The following is an 18,614-nucleotide window of genomic DNA, read 5'->3' on the forward strand; positions in this document are numbered from 1 at the left end:
TCAAGCCTTTGCTCTGCAGTATTTTGATCAGCCTTTCTACTACTTTTCTCTCTTTTGCATTGTTGACGAATACTGCCGAGAGGTATTGACTCCCAATATCAGGTCCCTGTCCATTCTTTTGTGTAGGATCATGGATCTCAAAAAAGGTCTTTGCCAGCGTTTCATAACTTACTTTTGAGGGATCATAGGTTACTTCTACTGTCTCCAGATGACCTGTTTTCTTGCGTACCACATCATAGTAAGCCGGGTTCTTGACATGCCCACCCATAAACCCGGACACCACCTCTTTAACCCCGGGGATCTGTTCCATATAATACTCCACACCCCAGAAACACCCACCTGCAAAATAGGCTTTTTTCAACGCAGGCTCCACTGCTTTTTTCTTGTCAAAATGTAAAGAGACAGAGTTGACACAATGGCGTGTATTCTTGGCTGTCATCCCCTCCCCTCTGAACACATGTCCCAAGTGTGCCCCGCAATTCGCACAGACGATCTCGGTACGTCTGCCGTCTGCATCCGGAATCTCTTTAACCGCTCCCGGGATGGCATCATCAAAACTCGGCCATCCGCAATGTGCATTGAATTTGTCTCCAGACCTGTAAAGCGGTGCATTACACACTTTACACCGGTAGATACCATCCTCTGTGCTTCTTACATACTTACCCGACCAGGGACGCTCCGTACCCTTGTCAACGATCACATGCTTTTCAAACTCACTCAGGGTGTTGAGTTTGCTTTTCCATGGTTTCATATTGACTGCGCCTAACACACTAAAAGATATTGCTAAAAGAATAAGAACTGTCTTATACATGAGTCTTCCTTCTATTTTTTGTGTATGATAATGTGCTAATGTGTAATTTGAATGTAGTATTTTGAATAATTAATATTTTGTGATTAAAAAAAGTGGCCGGGAGAGGGGGACTTGATTTTATATCTTTCCTCAAGTCTCACAAAGTTTACTCAAATATCCTAAAGTACACGTGTATACGATGTATATTGACATTATAGCATTAATCAACTATAATCATCTAAAATCAATTATTACCACTTAAGGTGGTACGTGGGTGGTATTTGAGTGAGTGCAAATAAATGGATTACATCTAAAAAATTTACAGGTGTCCGATATAAACTTTTAGAGAATAACGACAGAAGCTATCAAATTCGATATAAAATCAATGGTCGACTTAAAGAAGAGGTTATTGGTAAAAAATCTGAAGGCATTACGGAACAATATTGTCACCAAAAAAGAAACGAAGCTTTAAACAATTCTAAATTCGGTGATGATGCTCCTATAGTAAAACATAAAAAGAAAAATTTTATTACCGTGCAAAGTTTAGCAGATACATATATCAATGATACTATAGACAATAAAACCAATACAAAAATGTTGAATAAATACAATCTTCATATTAAAGATGTATTTGGAAATATGGATATTCACACTATTGAACAAGATGACATAACAAAATGGAGGAGATCACTTTCTGAAAGACTAGCACCAAAAACTGCCAATAGCCTTGTTGAATTACTTTCAACTATCTTCAACCATTCCATCAAAAAAGGTCTGAAAGTAGTAAATCCTTGTGTTGGAGTAAAAAAACCTAGAGTCAACAATCAAAGAGAAAAATATCTTGATTTAGAGGAGATTGTGCAATTGAAGAATGCTGTATCAGATAATCCTACTCTTTATGCCTTTGTTCTGCTCTCTCTAAGTACAGGGGGAAGAAGAGAAACTATTATTCATATAAAAAAACAAGATATCAATCTCAAAAATGGAACTATTAGCCTTATTGATTTCAAAAATGATGGAGAGAGATATACAGGATTTATTGAGCAAGAGACTCTTGACTTTTTACAATCACTCAATTGGGATACACTGAAACCCTATGATTATATCGTAGGACTATCAAATACCCCGTTACCAGCAAAAACACTATCCAACCAACTTGCACCTATTTTAAATCATTTATTCAATCAAGGATTAGAAAAAAATGATTCAAAGCATCGCACTGTCATACATACATTAAGACATACCTTTGCATCTCATTTAGCTATCAATGGCACTCCTATTTTTACCATCAAAAAACTCATGAATCATCATGATATTGAAATGACCATGAGGTATGCGAAGTTGGCGCCAGATAGTGGGAAGGAAAATGTATTTAACCTATATAGTCAATAATATTTTACAGATTAGCTGTTAATAAAATTTTATACCCTTTTTCCTCTATCAAAAATTTTGCAAAATTAAGATAACTACTAATTGTACCTGTTCCTAATTTTGTTGGGTATGATTTCGAAGTATGGCTTTCCCCATTTTTATCTGCATCATATATATAAAGTATATCCTGGCAAGCATTAACTAAAGTAGTAATTTTTTTTGCATCCAACTGTTCTTTTTGCTCCGAATGCTCTCTCTTGGTTCTATATATTTTTTCATTCCACTGATTAAATTTCTCTCCTAAAATCTCATACACACTCTGATTTTCTAATTGATTTGACTGGTAGGCCTCTATAATTGCTTTAAATTGAGATATCAATTCCTTTTTGGATAAATTTGGATTAAAATTTAATCTAATATCCCTAAACCTTTCACTAAATAAATTTGGTCTACTAAATATTGGTTCAACTTCTGTGTGTCTAAAAATATATTCACTTGTATTTTTAGAAATTACCTCGTGTACTGATTCCTCTGTATAAATTGAGTCGATTAACTCTATTGCTTCTGCATCAAGTGCGAAGGTTTCCCTTACTCTTAATCGTACATCTTTATATGAAATTTCATAATCATTTTCGAGGACACCTCCATGCATTATCTCTTTAGGTGTATTTTTATAAATATGCTGAACTTCTTTTTTATAAAAATGATGCAAATCTTTTTGAAGATCCTTACTAAAGAATCTATAACTTAGATAAAGTTCATTAGAAAAATCAATAAAAAACTCTTTTGAGATATATGCCTCAATCTTTTCGCGCAATTTATTTAACCTTTCAAGCATCTTTCTACTTTTTCTATATTTAAAATATATTTCTTCATAGTCTTTTATTAACAAATTATTTTTTTCCTCAATAAGTACATTAAGTTCTTTGGAGTGCTTAATTGCTAATTTTGATAAAAAAATATCCAATTCAAAACGACGCGTAGCCAAGAGCATATCAACCTTATTTTCAGGATCTACGTTTCCAACTGATAGTTCAGGATATTTATCTGTTAATTTTATTTGACCAACTGCTGTAATTAAAATATCTAACATTTGTTCATCAATTTCCATTTCTGGGTTAAAAAAACTATCTAAATATAAATAATTTGTTAATAACTTTTTCTTTTCTAAATAATCTAAGAAGATAGATTGCCATTTTTTATCCGATATGGCTGCCTTCAAAACAAAAAGAGTATTTGATATTTCTTTCAAATGAAAACTTCTCATATTTTTTAAATGTATGATTTCTTCATCAAGTTCCCATCTATTTAAAACATATTTTTCTAACTCTTTATTATCCTGAAACTCTTTTTTAAGCGTTTGATTATATATTTTCAGTTCATTTAATAATTTTATTGAAATTCTATGTAATTGCTTTAAAAGTTTTTGACACTCTTCGTTTCTCATAATCAATTCATATGCAAAAGCGTTAGTAGCCTCATAGTTTTTAAAACTTAACTCTTTTACGTATTTTTGATACTCTAAAGTAGGCATAGTAATCCTTTTTTGATGCAAGTTTACCACAGATTTTGATTCTTCAACACCCCATCTATAATTCAAAAAACCTATAACATATATCTAAAAGATATCTTTTCAAATTTCTCATTCATAATTTGAAAATGTGCCTGCTAGAACCATGCGATAATCTCATCAAGAAGCTTCAAATTCAATCAAGTCTGGGTAGACGTGCCCAGCAAAAAGGTAAAAAATGGAAAATCGAAAAAAAATGATAACTGAAATGTTGTTCAGAAAATATGGATCACTTGAGCTTTCGCGTGGCGAGACAGCAACAGTACTAGGTATCTCTACCTCCACACTAGACAGGTTGCTTAAAGATGGTACAGGTCCAAAGTGGTCAAAAAAAGGAAATCAACGCAATGGGCGAGTAGTCTACGCTATTGATCATATTGCTGACTATATGGTCACGCAAGTTATACATCATACAGTGTAAGGGGACTCCCCCCCTTATGCTGCCCCATATATCATATCTAGCAACAGTCTTGCAAACCTCTTTTGTACTTTATCATCACCCAATATTTGCTTCGCCATATCTTCATGTACACCTAAGCTATCTATGACTGCTTCCGTCATTGCACTAGGAAAGTCACCTATCATTACTTGTTCTCGTGTATTATTTTTTATCTGCTCTTGCACCGCTTGACTTTCCATCACTTTGTCTTTTATGCTTCGTGCGTAATTTAGTTTATCATCTTCCGTGAGGTCACCCGCAAATATATCATTCATTTTTTCAATAATTTCACTTAGTAAGTCAGTTTTAGGTTCCCTAACAACACCCGAACCAGGATCAATATTATCAAGATATCCACCTTTTAAATCTATCTTATGTTGTTGTTTGTTTTTCAAACTATAATGGGTCATCTCAACACTACTAATATCGATAGGTGGATTAAGGTTGATGGTTTTTAAATTTGGTAGTAATCCTCGTGCAAATACACTCAATTTTTCCAGTTCCTCATCTTCATATTCCACGATCTGAGAAAGGAACTCGTACATACGTGTAAACGTGCCTAAATCCTTTTTAAATAAATCAAGTGCATCTTTACCTTCTTTTGCCTCTTTGAGCTCTCTTTGTGTATTGTGTATAGCTGTCTCATCTTGAGCTTTTTCTGCCTGTTCCAATAACACTTTCAATTTATCTATTGCTACCAATGCATCACGATACTGATGCTTGTATCTATCTGCCACAGGCTTAATCGCTGCAGACATTGCAGCTTGTGTTCCCTTAGGATCAAAATATGCTTTGGCAAAACTCTCTATCTCTTGAGGTGTATAAAGGTGGTAGGTATCCAACTTCAATTGTAAATCAAATATCATATTTGGGTCAGTCACATCTGTAAGCGTTGCAGTAGTATAGTATGGATCAAAGGCTTCTTTTATCTCTTCTGCTTTGTTAAAAAAATCCAAAATAAATACTGTTTCTTTCCCAGGATAGGTTCTATTGAGTCTTGAGAGCGTCTGTACTGCATCTACCCCACTCAGTTTTTTATCCACATACATGGCACATAGTTTGGGTTGATCAAAGCCTGTTTGAAATTTATTGGCAACGAGCATCACTTGGTATTCATCAGTATCAAATGCTTTTCGCATATCTCTACCTTTAAGTGCAGGGTTCATGTTACTTTCTGTATACTCTTTTTCTGCCCCTTCTACATCATCTGCAACCTTACCAGAAAAGGCAACCATCGCCTCTATACCTTTATATCTATTCTCTTTAATGTATTTATCAAAAGCCAATTTATACCGCACTGCTTCTTTCCGCGAAGAAGTCACTACCATGGCTTTGGCTTTTCCATCAAGAAGATGAGCAATATTTTCTTTAAAATGCTCTATAATAATTTCTATTTTCTGAGAGATATTATAGGGGTGCAACCGCACCCATTTAGCCAAAGTTTTACTTGCTTGCTTTGTATCAACCTCACGTTCACCTTCGGCAGTAGCAAGTTTATATGCCAAATCATATGTTGTGTAGCTTTTGAGTACATCTATAATAAAACCTTCTTCTATCGCCTGACGCATTGTATAGACATGAAAAGGCTCTGGAAGGTTATCTTTTCCTGCTGGTCTACTTGAGTCTGATACTTGACCAAACATCTCTAATGTTTTCGCTTTAGGCGTAGCTGTAAAAGCAAAGTAGCTTAGATTCTGATTTTCTCCCTTGGCTTCTACACTTGCTGTAAGTACATCTTCTGCACTCAACTCTTCACCCTCTTTCAACTGTACACTTCCCAGTACCTCTTTAAGCTCTTTGGCTGTACGACCTGTCTGTGAAGAGTGTGCCTCATCTGCAATAATGGCAAAGGTACGCTCTTTCAGTGTCGCTCTTTGACGTATAGCATCAAGCACAAAAGGGAAAGTTTGTATAGTCACAATGATGATTGCCACCGAGTTCTCCAATGCAGTAGCTAACTGTTCAGACTTACTCCCCTCACCTTCTTCACGGTTGATACGGACAACCACACCTTTTTTATGCTCAAATTGAGAGATAGTCTCTTGTAGCTGAGAGTCCAATACCGTTCTATCGGTAATAACAATCACCGAGTTAAACACCTGTTCATTTTTAGCATTATGCAAAGAAGAGAGCTGATGTGCCAACCATGCGATAGAGTTAGACTTACCACTTCCTGCACTGTGTTGCACCAAGTAGTGTTCTCCTGCACCTTTTTCTTTGGCATCTTGTACAAGTTCTCTTACTACATCAAGCTGATGATACCGTGGGAAAATAAGTGTTTCACTTTTATACTTACGTCCTTGGGCATCCTCTTTTTCTTTTATCTCTAAATGCACAAAACGACCAAATATCTTTAACCAATTCTCTTTAGAAAAAACCTCTTTATAGAGATAATCTGTTGCATATCCTTTTGGATTTGGCTTGTTACCTGCTGCGCCATCATTTCCTTTATTGAAAGGTAAAAAGAAAGTATCTTTGCTCTTGAGTTGTGTCGTCATATAGACTTCATCTGTACTCATAGCAAAATGCACCAATGCACGCTTTTTAAATGCTAAGAGTGGCTCTTCTTTGTTCGTTACTTTATCTTTAGGAAGCCTATTGTATTTGTACTGCTCTATCGCGTCGTGTACATTCTGTGTGAAGTCTGTTTTAAGCTCTACTGTTGCTAGAGGGATACCATTGAGAAACAGTACAAGGTCGATGCTATTTGTATTATTTTCAGAGTAATAGACCTGCCTTACTACACGTAAAATATTTTGATTATATTTCTCCATAATCTTGTCATTGAATAAATCTGGTTTAAACTGACAAAGTTTAATGCGTGCATTGACATCTTTAATCTCATTACGAATACAATAAAGAGAGCCATGCTTATCCATCTGTTTGGCAACAAACTGGCAAAGTGCCTGAGAAGGATGAGAGGCATGTCGTTTCGCAAATTTTTCATAGGCTGTAGGTTGAGTGTTCTGTACATAGGCTATGAGGTCTTCAGGGTATAATGCTAAAGATTTATCATATCCTTCTGAACTACCTTCTATCCAGTCATGTGTAGTAAGATATTCTACTATCTCTGTTTCAAATATGTTTTCTTTATGTCTACTATTCCCCATATTACCTCTTCCTTGCCTATATCCTTGTAGATATCTTATGGTTTTAATTATATCTTACAATATTTAAAATGGAAAAAACATGGTTAACATAATAGATGTATTTATTAGTACTAAAATACACTAAAGTCCATATATGCGTGCTTCTACCGTTCGTCGGGCTACTAGCCCGAAGGGTACTTTTATATTTTTTTAAGTCGTATACTGCTATACTCCGTGCACATACCTAGTGTACTGGTTTTCCTTTGCCTAAGGCTTTGGAATTTGGCTTCCCTCAGTCGCCGAGAGTACTGGGGATTTCGCCTCTTCTCCCAATATACAGACAAGAGCATACGAAAGGTAAATTATGGTTATCAATATAAAAAATGAAACCGGTGGTTTTGAGATAGTCGGCTCGAGAGGTGCCGGTGAGATTATTCGCAAGAAAATGAAAAAAGAGCTGGACAAAGGCAATACTGTTACCCTTGATTTTCTTGGGGTAGAGCAAGTCACGCAATCATTTATCGATGAGTTCTTCGGGATTTTCATCAGAGCTTTCGGTATTGAGTACATCAGAGGGAAAGTGCTCCTTGTCAACGAAACACAAGGCACCAAAGACACGATCAACTTCGTTATCAAGTATTCCAAAGAGAAGGTGGCTTAAAAAAAGTCATCATCCTCTTCATCCAGCTTCCACAAATACTCTCTCTTAAAATAATCCATATCATAATTAATGTTTGCTTCAAAAAACTCGAACGCCACCATAACACCTTTCCATGGACTCTCAAGCTTTTTGGCAACAAATCTTTCATTTTCATATCGAAGAAGTGTGTCATTTGAGATGATGACAAATCGTCCGCCCGTCATCTTCAAAATCTCAAACATCGCATAGAGCCCATAGCCTGCATTTTTGGCTTGATTGTACATCCTTTGTTGTGTGGAGGTAACGCCTTTTTCGAGAGCTTTTTTGATAGCTTCTATCTCTGTATCGATATTGCTGAAGTTCAACTGCATATTTTTCAAAAATGCAACACCTCTATCGGCTACGACAAATTGTATTTTTTTACCTTGCGGGTAGTATTGAGCCATTGTATATCCACCTACAGGGGAATGAGCATGGTCAGCGACATTGTTCATAAGCTCCAAAAAAAGGTATTGCAAATAGTGTTTGAGGTCACGAATATCCTCTTTATTAAGTTGTGTAAAATTTTTCAACATAATGTCGGTAATATGAGTAGAGATTCTTTCTGTTCCCATTCGACTATTATCTATCTTTTCTATAGGGCTAAATGTCTTGTTTGGTGTATGTCCCTGCAGGATCATAGCACGAAGATAATCATTATCAGTTTCTATTGCTAATGCTTCATCTACTTGATAGGCACGTAACATTCCGATAAATATAGGCTCAACCCATGAAATGTTTGAAAAATTGGTATTAGCATTTTGAAACAAGCTCATATAGTTTTCAATATTTGATATTCGTATTTGTTGCATGCTATTTCCTTATCTCTTCTATTCGCATTTTACCGTATCCTCTCTGATTTCACCATTCACCTTAATTTTCCCAGTCACAGCCAAGCTGATAAGCGCGGTTCGTTTCTCTCTTAGTAGGTTTATGGCCTTGGTGGCTTTTGTTATTAGGGTATCTATTTTTGAGGTTTTAGTATCTAAATAAAGGGCTATTTCTTTTTGTTCTTCTATCGAAGGTAATGAAATACGAAATGTCACTAAATCTGATGCATTGATAGCTGGATAACTTACACCCACAGAACATGATTCTACTAAGTCAATGAAATAATTAGACAATAGTGCATATTTAGTAAAGTTGGTGTTTAGCTCTTTTCCCGACCTAATTACAGCGAAACCTGTTGATGCAATATAATTATTATATGAACTTGACACAGGTGCAATGGCTTTTAAATATGTTCGTACTGTTGAGACCAATATATCTCCATCTTTGATAATTCTTCTCGCTCTAGATGGTGCATTACCATAAGACATTGTCTCATAATTTTGAATATAGCCTGTAGTTACACTACCAATATCTATATAGTTTATTTCCAATTCATCCGAGGTGTTATCTGGCAAAGAGTCATCATTTACTGATGATATATACTTCAGCTTCTTAACTTCCCAATGCTCAGGAATCTCCCCCAACCACTCAACCCCACTATCTTTCATAGCTACTGTATTATCTAATCCACGAGTGACAGCAGTGGAAATAACGGCTTGGCGTTTCTCTTTAAGGAGGGCTATGAGTTTGGTCTGCTTCTCTATGAGCGTATCTATCTTGGCTGTGGTAGAGTCAAGGTAGTTGGCTATGGTTTTTTGTTCTTCTTCCGATGGTAATAGAACAGGATATTTTTTAAAGTCATAGTTTGAAAGGTTTGTCTGATTGGAACCATCATCAAAAGACAAAAAGTAAGCATTTCTATTTAGTTGATAATACAAAAATTTAGGGTATATGTTTGTTGGTGTAATTGCACATACTCTCTGATTCAAAGCATAATTATTTTCTCCCTTAACAAAAAGTGCCTTGGCGAGTGCTCGACCATTTGGTAGGTCACTCATAACCATTAAAATATCCGATTTTTTAACAGGACTTAAATTAACACTGCAGTGTTTAAACTTTTTTCCCTCTGTCGAAACAAAGCGTGAGTTAATACAAATAAATTTACCATTCTCATCAATATAAGGTTCATGAAGTTTACCTTGTCGAAAATTACTTAATGCATATAAAGGAACAACCATCCATTCTGCAGGAATTTTATCCAAGAATGGAAAAGACAAGCTTTTGTATTCTTGGTACTTATTATATTTCACGAAGCATCTCCATTATCTCAGCACTCAGTGTCTCTAGCTCTGCATCTATCTCCTCTAAGGCTCTAGGTGGTGTGTACTCATAGAAGTGTCGGTTAAATGGTATCTCATAGCCTACGATGCCCACTTCTCCATCTTTGGCATCACACTTCTTTTCGTCTATCCAGGCAAGGGGTACATGAGGTGTGACCTCTCTCTCAAAGTAGCTCTGTATGTCTTCGCTGAGTGGTACGTTCTCATAGTCACGCAAGTCGGCATTGGCTTCAAGCTTCCCTTTGGAGTCTTTGCTGAGTTCTGCTTCGTCATCATGCACGGCAATGTGCTTTTGTATGAGCTTGAACTGTGAGGCTGTGAGTTTCGTGTCTATGTGTTTATCCAGCTCTTTTTTGAACTCAGTACGACTCATGATCTTGTCATCATCTATGTTGGCAAGAGCAGTAAGCACTTTCGCTCCAAGCTCTTTGAGTTTCTCAAAGGCTTTGTCGTTTTGCAGGGCTTCGAGCTTGTCTGCATCGTGAGGATAGTAGCTAAGTTGTAACGGTCGCTCAACGGTGATACGTCTGTACCCGAAGTCTGTCGTCTTAAAGAGTTTAGAGATCTTTGTATCTTTATTTTCTCCGTACAATTTTACAATGTCATTTATCTGTGCTTCATCTAAAAATTTTCGTTTTGAGCCGAGTGACTTTCGCATACTGTTACCCATGTCCGAAGCATTGATGAGTTGCACTCGCCCTTGTCTGTGTGCCTGTTTTTTGTTAGAGAGCACCCATATATAAGTAGCAATACCCGTGTTGAAAAACATATCGTTAGGCATAGCCACTATGGCTTCAAGGAAGTCATTTTCCAAAATGTATCTGCGTATCTCACTCTCACCACTTCCTGCACCACCAGTAAAGAGAGGAGAACCGTTAAGGATGATACCTATACGAGAACCGCCCTCACTTACAGGACGCATTTTCGAGACAAGATGCAAAAGAAACAACAATGAACCATCGGAGACCCTAGGAAGCCCTGGACCAAAACGCCCATCATACCCTCTAAGTTTATGCTCATCCGTGACCTCTTTTTGTACCTTTTTCCACTCTACCCCAAAAGGAGGATTGGAAAGCATATAGTCAAACTTTTTATCATAAAGCTGGTCATCACTGAGTGTATTGCCTAGTTTTATGTTGCTTACCGCTTCACCCTTAATCATCATATCTGCTTTACAAATGGCATAGGACTCAGGGTTAAGCTCCTGACCAAATGTAACCAACTTAGCTTTAGGATTCAGCTCATGTACATACTCTGCCCCCGAACTTAAAAACCCTCCCGTACCTGCAGTGGGGTCATACAAAGAACGTACTATGCCCGGCTTTGTCAAGACATCATCATCTAAAGAAAAGAGTAAAGCCGTTGTCAATCGGACTATGTCACGCGGGGTAAAGTGTTCCCCTGCCGTCTCGTTGGATGCCTCTGCAAACCTACGTATAAGCTCTTCAAACATCAATCCCATGTGATGGTTAGAAACCTTGGCAGGAGAGAGGTCAATCGTAGTAAATTTTTCTACTATCATATAAAGCAGATTTGCTTCATCTAGTGTTTCTATCTGATCTTGAAATTTATATTTCTCGAAGATATCTCTAGCATTCTCTGAAAAATCTGCAAGGTAATTCTCTATGTTTTCTTTGAGGTTCGCAGGGTCGGCTAGAAGTGTAATGAGCGAGAACCCAGAAATATTATAAAAGTTATGTCCTGATTTTTTAGTCAAAAATACATCAAGAGGTATTCCCATATCTTTACGAGACGCATACTCTTTAAGTACCGCATCCCGTGTAGGTTCAAGTACACATTCCAAACGACGTAAAAGTGTAAAAGGTAAAATCACCTTACCATAGTCAGACTGCTTATAGTCACCCCTAAGCAGGTCTGCTACCGACCATATAAATGCTGCTGTGTTCGTTTCGCCCATTAAATACCCCTGTTTCTAAGTAGGGATATTTTATCTATTCTTTGCTAGAAAGAAGGTAAAGCAGAGACTTCTGACACGAAAAGTAACAGTGTAAAATAACTTGTTTCATCAATTTTCTGCAACTTTCATCAAGTCCAAAATGCCCCTATTTTTACTTTACGTTTTATATTACAATGACATTACAAGCGCTTGAACAATCAATAAACAAGGAGACACTTTGAGTTTACAAAAAAAACTCAACAAATACACAAAACTATCGCCAGATAAAAGAACTAAAGCTCTCAAATGGATGGCGAAACAAAATGAGGATCTTATACTTGTTTGCTTCGAAAAGCAGAAGGAGAACTATTTCAAACTTTCAAAGATTGATGAGGAGAATAGATCAATCCTGTATCTTTCTTCACTTTATCTCGCTGCAGAGGAGTTGTACACACTTTTGCAAGGTAAAAAGAAAAAAAACAGGCTACAGAACTTGCATGAAGTAAAGGATGTGACTGGGTTACAGGCAAAGCAGTTTAAACAACGGTATAGCAGCGAAAAATGGGATAAATTACTAAATATAAAAAGTAAAATTTTAAGACTAATTGATCATGAAAACCTTTCATTTAGAGAAGTGTCAAAATTCTTAAAAAAATACCATAGATTAGAGGTGTCGCACTCATATATAGCGACTTTTTATCAAAAAATGAAGGAGATAAAATGATAGAAGAGCATCATCATGCAAATACTGCAACATATGTAGGTAGGAATAGAAAATACCTTAACATGGAACACATACCGGTCAATAAAGATATAATTCTAGGTATAGATACAAATGATGATTATATGTATCTGAGTATTTACGGATATGAATTATTATCTTCCACAAAAGATGAGCTTCTCATATTTGCAGACTATTTGGAAAACATGCAAACTCATCAAAATATTATGTTAGAAAACGTTAAATTATTAAACAATATCTATCTTGGTACCGTTTTGACGGAAGAAAAGAAAAAAGCAGTTATCCTAACATTTATGTACCATAATGAATGTGAGATAGAGATATTTATGAGAAATATTTATTTAAACATAAAAGAGTGTTGTCAGATAGGTAAAAAGTTAAAAGATATACTCTATCATAGGTAGATCAATATTTTTACTTTTTACATTTATATGCTACAGTATATTTATACAATGAAGCAAGGACAAATAATGAAAAAAATACAAATCATACATTTCATCATGCTCTGCCTGGCACTGGCACTCACAAGCACTTTACTGCCTTTAGGCTGGTTCATGGCTTTTTGGTCGTATTTGGGCTTTCTGTATACTTTAATATGGCTCATCAATCATAAACAAGAGCATAAATGGGTGCAATTTATTGTAGATTTATTTTAATCCATAATTATTGTTTTTTATCATGAAACAGACACGATAAAAGAGTCTTTTTCCTGGTAATTTCCACTTGTTTTTGCTATAATAAAGTATTACTATACAAGGAGTAAATCATGATGTTTGAATATATTACACTTGGTGTGATTGGAACCGTCCTTGCTGTCATTTACGGGTTGTCTGTTTGGCTTGAAAAAGACTGTGAAAGAATGCAGAGAGAGTTAAAGAATTAATCTTTATACTCTTTTTATTCTACAAATTTTCTACTCACATATTGAGTAATCTCACACTTAAATAATTTATGCAGCCATTGGTTTTTTTGTTAAAAATTCATACGCCAAATTAATAATCTGAGCAATACGGGTGACTCGTTGCAGTTCTTCTGTGGATAGATGTGCATTGCTAAAGCGGTCAGGATGCCACTTGTAGGCGAGTGTGCGGTATCTTTTTTTAATCTGTGCCTTGCTGTCACCAGGTTTTACTCCTAAAATTTCATAAGGTGTCTTTTGGGAGGTAAAAAAGTAATATTCTTGACTATATCTGTGTTTTGGAGCAGCTATTGTTTTTATCTTGCTTGAAGAATATCTTTTTTCTTGAAAAGAATTTTCTACTTTTCTTTTCTCTTCTTCTGGTAGAGATTCGTAGATCTTCTTATATTTTTCATAAAAGGCTTCTTTGTCAAATCCAGCCTCAGCTTTTTCTTTAATACTTGCCGTAGCTTGCTTAGATACTGCACGTAGCATATATAAGTGCTGTAAGAATATTATCCCCAGAACCCCTTTGATAAGCCATGGACCAAAATGATTAAAATGTAATATATTCATATGGTTAAAAATAACTACCAGCGACAGTATTGTAGCAATACTTAAAAATCCAATAGTTATTATCTTTTTCATTTTAATTGTGATTTTATTTAGATAAAAATTTTAAAAATTCTTTATTGTCTTTATCCACGGAAAATCTATAATGTTTATTTCCAAAAGCAGACATTCTATAAGTAAATTCATTTTCAATAATTCCATCTGACATCAATGTTGGTGTATGGACTTTATTAGGGAAATATGCCGGTTCTATACATTCTCGTTGATATCGTTTTCGTACTGACATTCTACCAAATACATTTTCTGCTTGCTTATACTGTGGATAGTATTTTTTACTACATTCCCATGCCTCACTCAGGGTATTGTTTGGACTTTCATCAACGATCAAACCATTAAGTCCCTGATTTTGATTTTTTATGACAGAATTTCTAATATCTTTTTTTGAATATTTACATTCTAAAAATCTAATAGCATAGCCAGGTTTTTTATTTGACTTGCATGAAATTGGTTTTATACCATTTAAACTAATTGGATGCAAAGAAAAGTCCAAACCATTTATTTGATACTCTTTTACTTTTAATATTACATATCTACTTCCTGGAATATTAATCATAGAAGCATCCATTCTTAATCCTTTATCATACATTAAATTAGCATAACGGCCAAGTAAATGTCTATGATCACCTTGTAAAAATAATCTATATTCTTGAGCAGTTTTTCCATTATCCATCGTAATGTTATTTACTTTTGGGGGCACAATACATCCCTGCAAAAGTAGAAGTGCTACTGTTGTTACAAATGTTTTTTTCATATTTTTTTCTTCCTTGATTTTGTGAATATCCTAAAATAGATAATTATTCTATCAAATAGCGTATATTTATACGCTTATAAAGAGAAGAAAATCCATTAAAATTCTACTAATAAGGGAATAACTATGGAAATATATGAGAGAATTGGTCAATTGATCAAAGAGAAACATTTAACTAAAAGAGATTTCGCTCAACGACTGATTGCATTGGAGCCAAAACTTAAAAGTACAGGAGAGATTCCTACAGAAAAAACTATCTACAAATACCTTAACGGATCGATTGCTATTCGTATAGAACTCATTCCCTACATAGCAGAAGCACTGCAGATCACAGAACAGGAACTTTTTTTAACTTCGACAAAAGAGCGGCTTGATTTTTTTAGAAAAATGGTACAAACTGCCAATGATGAAGAACTTGAAGTCATCAAAAAAAGATTACTCACAAAATATGAAGCATCAGAGATATTGAAACGCTATGAAGCAGATGAGACACAAATGATGAAAAATGATATTAAAGATGATGTGATACATCTACTGGAATATGCTCCCAAACCTTTACTGGAATCTCTGTTTTTTAAACTTAAAGATTTGAAAGGATATATTCTTGATCTGGATAAAATATAACCACTGATGGTCTCAGCAGACCATCCCTTTTATCTCACATTTGTCTAAGACTGTCAAAAGAGATATTGTCTAAATATACCGCATTTTTCTCTTGTGGAAAGTGAAAGAGTTTCCTGTAGCGTGTGTCATCCAGGAAGATAGTAATGATGGTAAAACGGTTCTTTTTTGGGCTAAAGTCAATGAGCATACTGTAGTAATTGCTCTTTTGGCTGTCTTTTGGGAAAATAAGAACAAAACGTTTATATCGCAATATCTCTCCATATTCAAGTGCTGACAGAAAAAGTTTTTTTAACATTTCATCACTGAAGCCGTCAATGCGTGCTTTTCCGTCTCTTTTGTGGTAGAGGTGTTTGGTTTTTCTTATTTCATAGTTTTTGTTTTCATACCGAATACCTAAATGGTAAAAAATCTTGGGTTGTGCATATCGAGCAGCATACATTTGCTCTCTTTGTTGCTTTTGTCTTTCTTCTGCTTCTCTTTTTCGCTCCTCTTTTCTTTTTTTTGAGGTTTCAATGATGATATTTTTCGCAGAGATGATCGCCGAGTCATCAAGGAGATCTCCTGAAGGATAGGTATAGAAGTGTGCCCGGAATACAAGCCTTCCTCTTCTTTTGACTACACGTTTGAGTAGTCTTGCATACTTAACACGTCTTCTGCGTATTTCAAAAGCATCCATCTTCTCATCAAATGAGAAATCTTCCATAAGTATGACATGGCGGTCTTTGGCTAGGCATATGTATTGCTTGTCAATATCGGAGCGTATGCTTTGAATATGGAATGTATTGGTATCTGCTTCATAAAGTACGTTTATCTGTATATAGTTACGATGGTGAATGTCTTTAGGAAAAATAATATCCAAAGTATGGTTTGGTAATGAAAAATGGGCTTTTGTAATCTGTTTAAACAGTTCTTGCAGGACTTTTTTATGGTCTTTGGTAAATTTCTCACCTGCTATGAGCATATCGGGAGTTCTGTGGATATAGTAGTACTCTGTGGTAAGAAATGAAAAAGTTTGAAATTTCATAAATCCTTTTTATCCTTATTGTATCGTGTAACTCTATTTTTACTTTAGAGGTTTATACTATATAAAATTTAGTATTAAATCTTGTAGTCCACATAATCCTCAAAATCTATTTCGCCTCTTTTCATGCCTGTAATCAGTACAGATCCGTACTCTGTGGTACGTGTACCAATGATAATGTCATTTTCGCCTATGATTTTAATCCTCTGTCCCAGTTTTGCCATAGGTGCTTTTATAATAAAAAGCGAGACCAGAGAGAGGTTAAATCTTCTTTCTTTGTAGCGTTTGATAACATGTCTTTTTAAAATGAAAATAGACACTCTTTAAAAAAAGTCAACTTCTACAATGTATTAAATATATAAACAAAATAAAAATTTGACATTTTTATCACAAAATTAAGCTAAAATGGAAAAATTATTTTAAAAGGCAGGGTAAAATGTTAAAGAAATTCCTCATTGTATGTAGTGTAGTATTGGCTGTTGTTGTAACTCCCGTAGTTGCAAAACATGGTACTAGTAATTCTCATGGTTCAAAAAGTTCTAAACATCAAAAGGGTTCACACGGGTCTAAAGATAAATGTTCTCATGGTTCAAAGGCAAAACATGGCTCTAAAGGGAAACATGGCTCTAAAGGGAAACATGGTTCAAAGGCAAAACATGGTTCTAAAGGAAAACATGGCTCAAAAAATTCACATGGCAGCCATGGGAGTAGTAATGATACTTGTGATACCTATACAAAAAAAGCAGATAAAGCCTATACTAAATATTTAAAATACAAGAAAAAATATACAAGCTGCCAACATAACACAAGTGGGCATGGATCAAGCTGCAAGAAAAAGGAACATGGTTCTAAAGGGAAACATGGCTCAAAAAACTCACATGGGAGTCATGGAAGTAGCAACAATAAGTGTCAAAAGTATAAGAAAAAAGCCGATAAAGCTTACAAAAGGTATCTCTCTTATGAAGCGAAAAGAAAGCAGGAATGTCAAACTAGCCTTCCTCCTGTGGCACTTGAGCAAAACATTACAACACAAGAAGACACAAATAGTAGCATTGTCTTAACGGGTACAGACAGTAATGGACAACTGCTAACATACCTACTTATTACGCAACCTACACATGGAATACTAAGTGGCACTGCACCAAATCTTACTTACATACCAAATGCTAATTATACTGGGAATGATACCTTTACTTTCAAAGTTAACAATGGCACTTTTGATTCCAATATAGCTACTGTATCCGTAGTTGTAACCCCAGTCAATGATGCACCACTTGCCCAGGAACAAAACCTTACAACCCCAGAGGATACCAACCTCAGTATCGTACTTGCAGGAAGTGATGAAGACAATGATACCTTGGTCTATAATGTGGTAACCCAACCAACCCATGGAGCACTGAGTGGCACAGTACCAAATCTAGTGTATACACCAAATGTAAATTACGATGGTACAGACAGCTTTACTTTCAAAGTAAACGATGGTACTGTAGATTCGATAGAAGCAACAGTTTCTCTTGTAATAACCCCAGTGAATGATGCACCTGTGGCTATAGATGATAATATCAGCATGGATGAAGATACCCAAGTAGTTATTGATGTACTTGCCAATGATAGTGACAGTGATGGGACTTTGGACAGTGCAACACTCCACATAGTCCGTGAAGTAACACAAGGAACGCTGACACTCACTAATGGCAAAGTAAGCTACACACCCAATCTCAACTACCATGGAGAGGATAGCTTTAGCTATACAGTAAAAGACAACGAAGGTTTAGTATCCAATGAAGCGACAGTAACAATTACAGTCAATAGCACCAATGATGCACCACTTGCCCAGGAACAAAACCTTACAACCCCAGAGGATACCAACCTCAGTATCGTACTTGCAGGAAGTGATGAAGACAATGATACCTTGGTCTATAATGTGGTAACCCAACCAACC

18 protein-coding genes are annotated in these 18,614 nt (G+C 35.7%); 8 read left to right on the plus strand and 10 right to left on the minus strand.

All coding sequences use genetic code 11. The features are described 5' to 3' along the window. Window positions 1–811 (minus strand): bifunctional methionine sulfoxide reductase B/A protein (locus MVE01_RS05520; RefSeq protein ID WP_472561177.1); only part of this gene is annotated, 811 nt, incomplete at its 3' end. Window positions 812–1,075: 264 nt separating this feature from the next. Here MVE01_RS05520 and MVE01_RS05525 point away from each other — a divergent pair. Further along, window positions 1,076–2,182, plus strand: coding sequence for a tyrosine-type recombinase/integrase (locus MVE01_RS05525; protein ID WP_472561178.1), 1,107 nt, complete (start codon window positions 1,076–1,078; stop codon window positions 2,180–2,182). 4 nt (window positions 2,183–2,186) lie between these two features. On the opposite strand, the gene MVE01_RS05530 is transcribed toward MVE01_RS05525, so the two are convergent. Then, window positions 2,187–3,695 (minus strand): hypothetical protein, encoded by a 1,509-nt coding sequence (locus MVE01_RS05530; protein ID WP_472561179.1) that lies wholly within the window; start codon window positions 3,693–3,695, stop codon window positions 2,187–2,189. 214 nt (window positions 3,696–3,909) lie between these two features. Here MVE01_RS05530 and MVE01_RS05535 point away from each other — a divergent pair, with 214 nt between their 5' ends. Beyond that, window positions 3,910–4,152 carry a helix-turn-helix transcriptional regulator gene (locus MVE01_RS05535; RefSeq protein ID WP_472561180.1) on the plus strand — a complete coding sequence of 81 codons (243 nt, stop codon included), beginning with the start codon at window positions 3,910–3,912 and terminating at the stop codon, window positions 4,150–4,152. Window positions 4,153–4,166: 14 nt separating this feature from the next. On the opposite strand, the gene MVE01_RS05540 is transcribed toward MVE01_RS05535, so the two are convergent. Continuing rightward, the gene (locus tag MVE01_RS05540; protein ID WP_472561181.1) at window positions 4,167–7,280 is read right to left on the minus strand and encodes a type I restriction endonuclease subunit R; all 3,114 of its coding nucleotides are present in this window, start codon (window positions 7,278–7,280) and stop codon (window positions 4,167–4,169) included. Between the two features lie 343 nt (window positions 7,281–7,623). Here MVE01_RS05540 and MVE01_RS05545 point away from each other — a divergent pair, with 343 nt between their 5' ends. Next, window positions 7,624–7,920 (plus strand): STAS-like domain-containing protein, encoded by a 297-nt coding sequence (locus tag MVE01_RS05545; RefSeq protein ID WP_472561182.1) that lies wholly within the window; start codon window positions 7,624–7,626, stop codon window positions 7,918–7,920. Here MVE01_RS05545 and MVE01_RS05550 read toward each other — a convergent pair. The 3 genes from MVE01_RS05550 to MVE01_RS05560 are packed head-to-tail and all read right to left on the minus strand — an operon-like array spanning window position 7,917 to window position 12,027. Further along, window positions 7,917–8,750, minus strand: coding sequence for an ATP-binding protein (locus tag MVE01_RS05550; RefSeq protein WP_472561183.1), 834 nt, complete (start codon window positions 8,748–8,750; stop codon window positions 7,917–7,919). The two genes, MVE01_RS05545 and MVE01_RS05550, sit on opposite strands and share 4 nt — an antisense overlap. Before the next feature lie 18 nt (window positions 8,751–8,768). Further along, the gene (locus MVE01_RS05555) at window positions 8,769–10,079 is read right to left on the minus strand and encodes a restriction endonuclease subunit S (RefSeq protein WP_472561184.1); all 1,311 of its coding nucleotides are present in this window, start codon (window positions 10,077–10,079) and stop codon (window positions 8,769–8,771) included. After that, window positions 10,069–12,027, minus strand: a complete 1,959-nt coding sequence (locus MVE01_RS05560; protein WP_472561185.1) for an N-6 DNA methylase — start codon at window positions 12,025–12,027, stop codon at window positions 10,069–10,071. The genes MVE01_RS05555 and MVE01_RS05560 overlap by 11 nt, the downstream gene beginning before the upstream one ends. Before the next feature lie 217 nt (window positions 12,028–12,244). On the opposite strand from MVE01_RS05560, the gene MVE01_RS05565 reads away from it, so the two are divergent. From MVE01_RS05565 to MVE01_RS05575, 3 genes are all read left to right on the plus strand, one after another. Next, window positions 12,245–12,730: a hypothetical protein gene (locus MVE01_RS05565; RefSeq protein WP_472561186.1), complete on the plus strand. Its 486-nt coding sequence runs from the start codon at window positions 12,245–12,247 to the stop codon at window positions 12,728–12,730. After that, window positions 12,727–13,152, plus strand: coding sequence for a hypothetical protein (locus MVE01_RS05570; RefSeq protein ID WP_472561187.1), 426 nt, complete (start codon window positions 12,727–12,729; stop codon window positions 13,150–13,152). Before MVE01_RS05565 ends, MVE01_RS05570 begins: the two co-directional genes overlap by 4 nt. Window positions 13,153–13,218: 66 nt before the next feature. Further along, complete coding sequence (locus tag MVE01_RS05575) at window positions 13,219–13,404, plus strand: hypothetical protein (RefSeq protein WP_472561188.1); 186 nt, start codon at window positions 13,219–13,221, stop codon at window positions 13,402–13,404. A gap of 293 nt (window positions 13,405–13,697) precedes the next feature. Here the strand turns inward: MVE01_RS05575 and MVE01_RS05580 are convergent, their stop codons facing one another. Continuing rightward, window positions 13,698–14,294, minus strand: coding sequence for a J domain-containing protein (locus tag MVE01_RS05580; RefSeq protein WP_472561189.1), 597 nt, complete (start codon window positions 14,292–14,294; stop codon window positions 13,698–13,700). 13 nt (window positions 14,295–14,307) lie between these two features. Continuing rightward, window positions 14,308–15,030 (minus strand): hypothetical protein, encoded by a 723-nt coding sequence (locus MVE01_RS05585; RefSeq protein ID WP_472561190.1) that lies wholly within the window; start codon window positions 15,028–15,030, stop codon window positions 14,308–14,310. A gap of 123 nt (window positions 15,031–15,153) precedes the next feature. Between MVE01_RS05585 and MVE01_RS05590 the strand changes: the two genes are divergently transcribed. Continuing rightward, complete coding sequence (locus MVE01_RS05590) at window positions 15,154–15,651, plus strand: hypothetical protein (protein ID WP_472561191.1); 498 nt, start codon at window positions 15,154–15,156, stop codon at window positions 15,649–15,651. Window positions 15,652–15,685: 34 nt separating this feature from the next. Here the strand turns inward: MVE01_RS05590 and MVE01_RS05595 are convergent, their stop codons facing one another. Together MVE01_RS05595 and MVE01_RS05600 are read right to left on the minus strand one after the other, a co-directional pair. Next, window positions 15,686–16,675, minus strand: coding sequence for a hypothetical protein (locus tag MVE01_RS05595; protein WP_472561192.1), 990 nt, complete (start codon window positions 16,673–16,675; stop codon window positions 15,686–15,688). A gap of 74 nt (window positions 16,676–16,749) precedes the next feature. After that, complete coding sequence (locus tag MVE01_RS05600; RefSeq protein WP_472561193.1) at window positions 16,750–16,992, minus strand: hypothetical protein; 243 nt, start codon at window positions 16,990–16,992, stop codon at window positions 16,750–16,752. A gap of 116 nt (window positions 16,993–17,108) precedes the next feature. On the opposite strand from MVE01_RS05600, the gene MVE01_RS05605 reads away from it, so the two are divergent. Next, a partial coding sequence (locus MVE01_RS05605; protein WP_472561194.1) for an Ig-like domain-containing protein occupies window positions 17,109–18,614 on the plus strand: 1,506 nt, incomplete at its 3' end.

The sequence above is a fragment of the Sulfurovum sp. genome (genome assembly GCA_026990595.1).
GTDB lineage: Bacteria > Campylobacterota > Campylobacteria > Campylobacterales > Sulfurovaceae > Sulfurovum.

What these genes read in the sequence shown, in the direction of transcription:
- MVE01_RS05575 (WP_472561188.1), top strand. Translation starts at nt 13,219, where the DNA reads ATGAAAAAAATACAAATCATACATTTCATCATGCTCTGCCTGGCACTG.
- MVE01_RS05540 (WP_472561181.1), bottom strand. Translation starts at nt 7,280, where the DNA reads ATGGGGAATAGTAGACATAAAGAAAACATATTTGAAACAGAGATAGTA.
- MVE01_RS05560 (WP_472561185.1), bottom strand. Translation starts at nt 12,027, where the DNA reads ATGGGCGAAACGAACACAGCAGCATTTATATGGTCGGTAGCAGACCTG.
- MVE01_RS05550 (WP_472561183.1), bottom strand. Translation starts at nt 8,750, where the DNA reads ATGCAACAAATACGAATATCAAATATTGAAAACTATATGAGCTTGTTT.
- MVE01_RS05595 (WP_472561192.1), bottom strand. Translation starts at nt 16,675, where the DNA reads ATGAAATTTCAAACTTTTTCATTTCTTACCACAGAGTACTACTATATC.
- MVE01_RS05585 (WP_472561190.1), bottom strand. Translation starts at nt 15,030, where the DNA reads ATGAAAAAAACATTTGTAACAACAGTAGCACTTCTACTTTTGCAGGGA.
- MVE01_RS05545 (WP_472561182.1), top strand. Translation starts at nt 7,624, where the DNA reads ATGGTTATCAATATAAAAAATGAAACCGGTGGTTTTGAGATAGTCGGC.
- MVE01_RS05535 (WP_472561180.1), top strand. Translation starts at nt 3,910, where the DNA reads ATGGAAAATCGAAAAAAAATGATAACTGAAATGTTGTTCAGAAAATAT.
- MVE01_RS05580 (WP_472561189.1), bottom strand. Translation starts at nt 14,294, where the DNA reads ATGAAAAAGATAATAACTATTGGATTTTTAAGTATTGCTACAATACTG.
- MVE01_RS05530 (WP_472561179.1), bottom strand. Translation starts at nt 3,695, where the DNA reads ATGCCTACTTTAGAGTATCAAAAATACGTAAAAGAGTTAAGTTTTAAA.
- MVE01_RS05570 (WP_472561187.1), top strand. Translation starts at nt 12,727, where the DNA reads ATGATAGAAGAGCATCATCATGCAAATACTGCAACATATGTAGGTAGG.
- MVE01_RS05590 (WP_472561191.1), top strand. Translation starts at nt 15,154, where the DNA reads ATGGAAATATATGAGAGAATTGGTCAATTGATCAAAGAGAAACATTTA.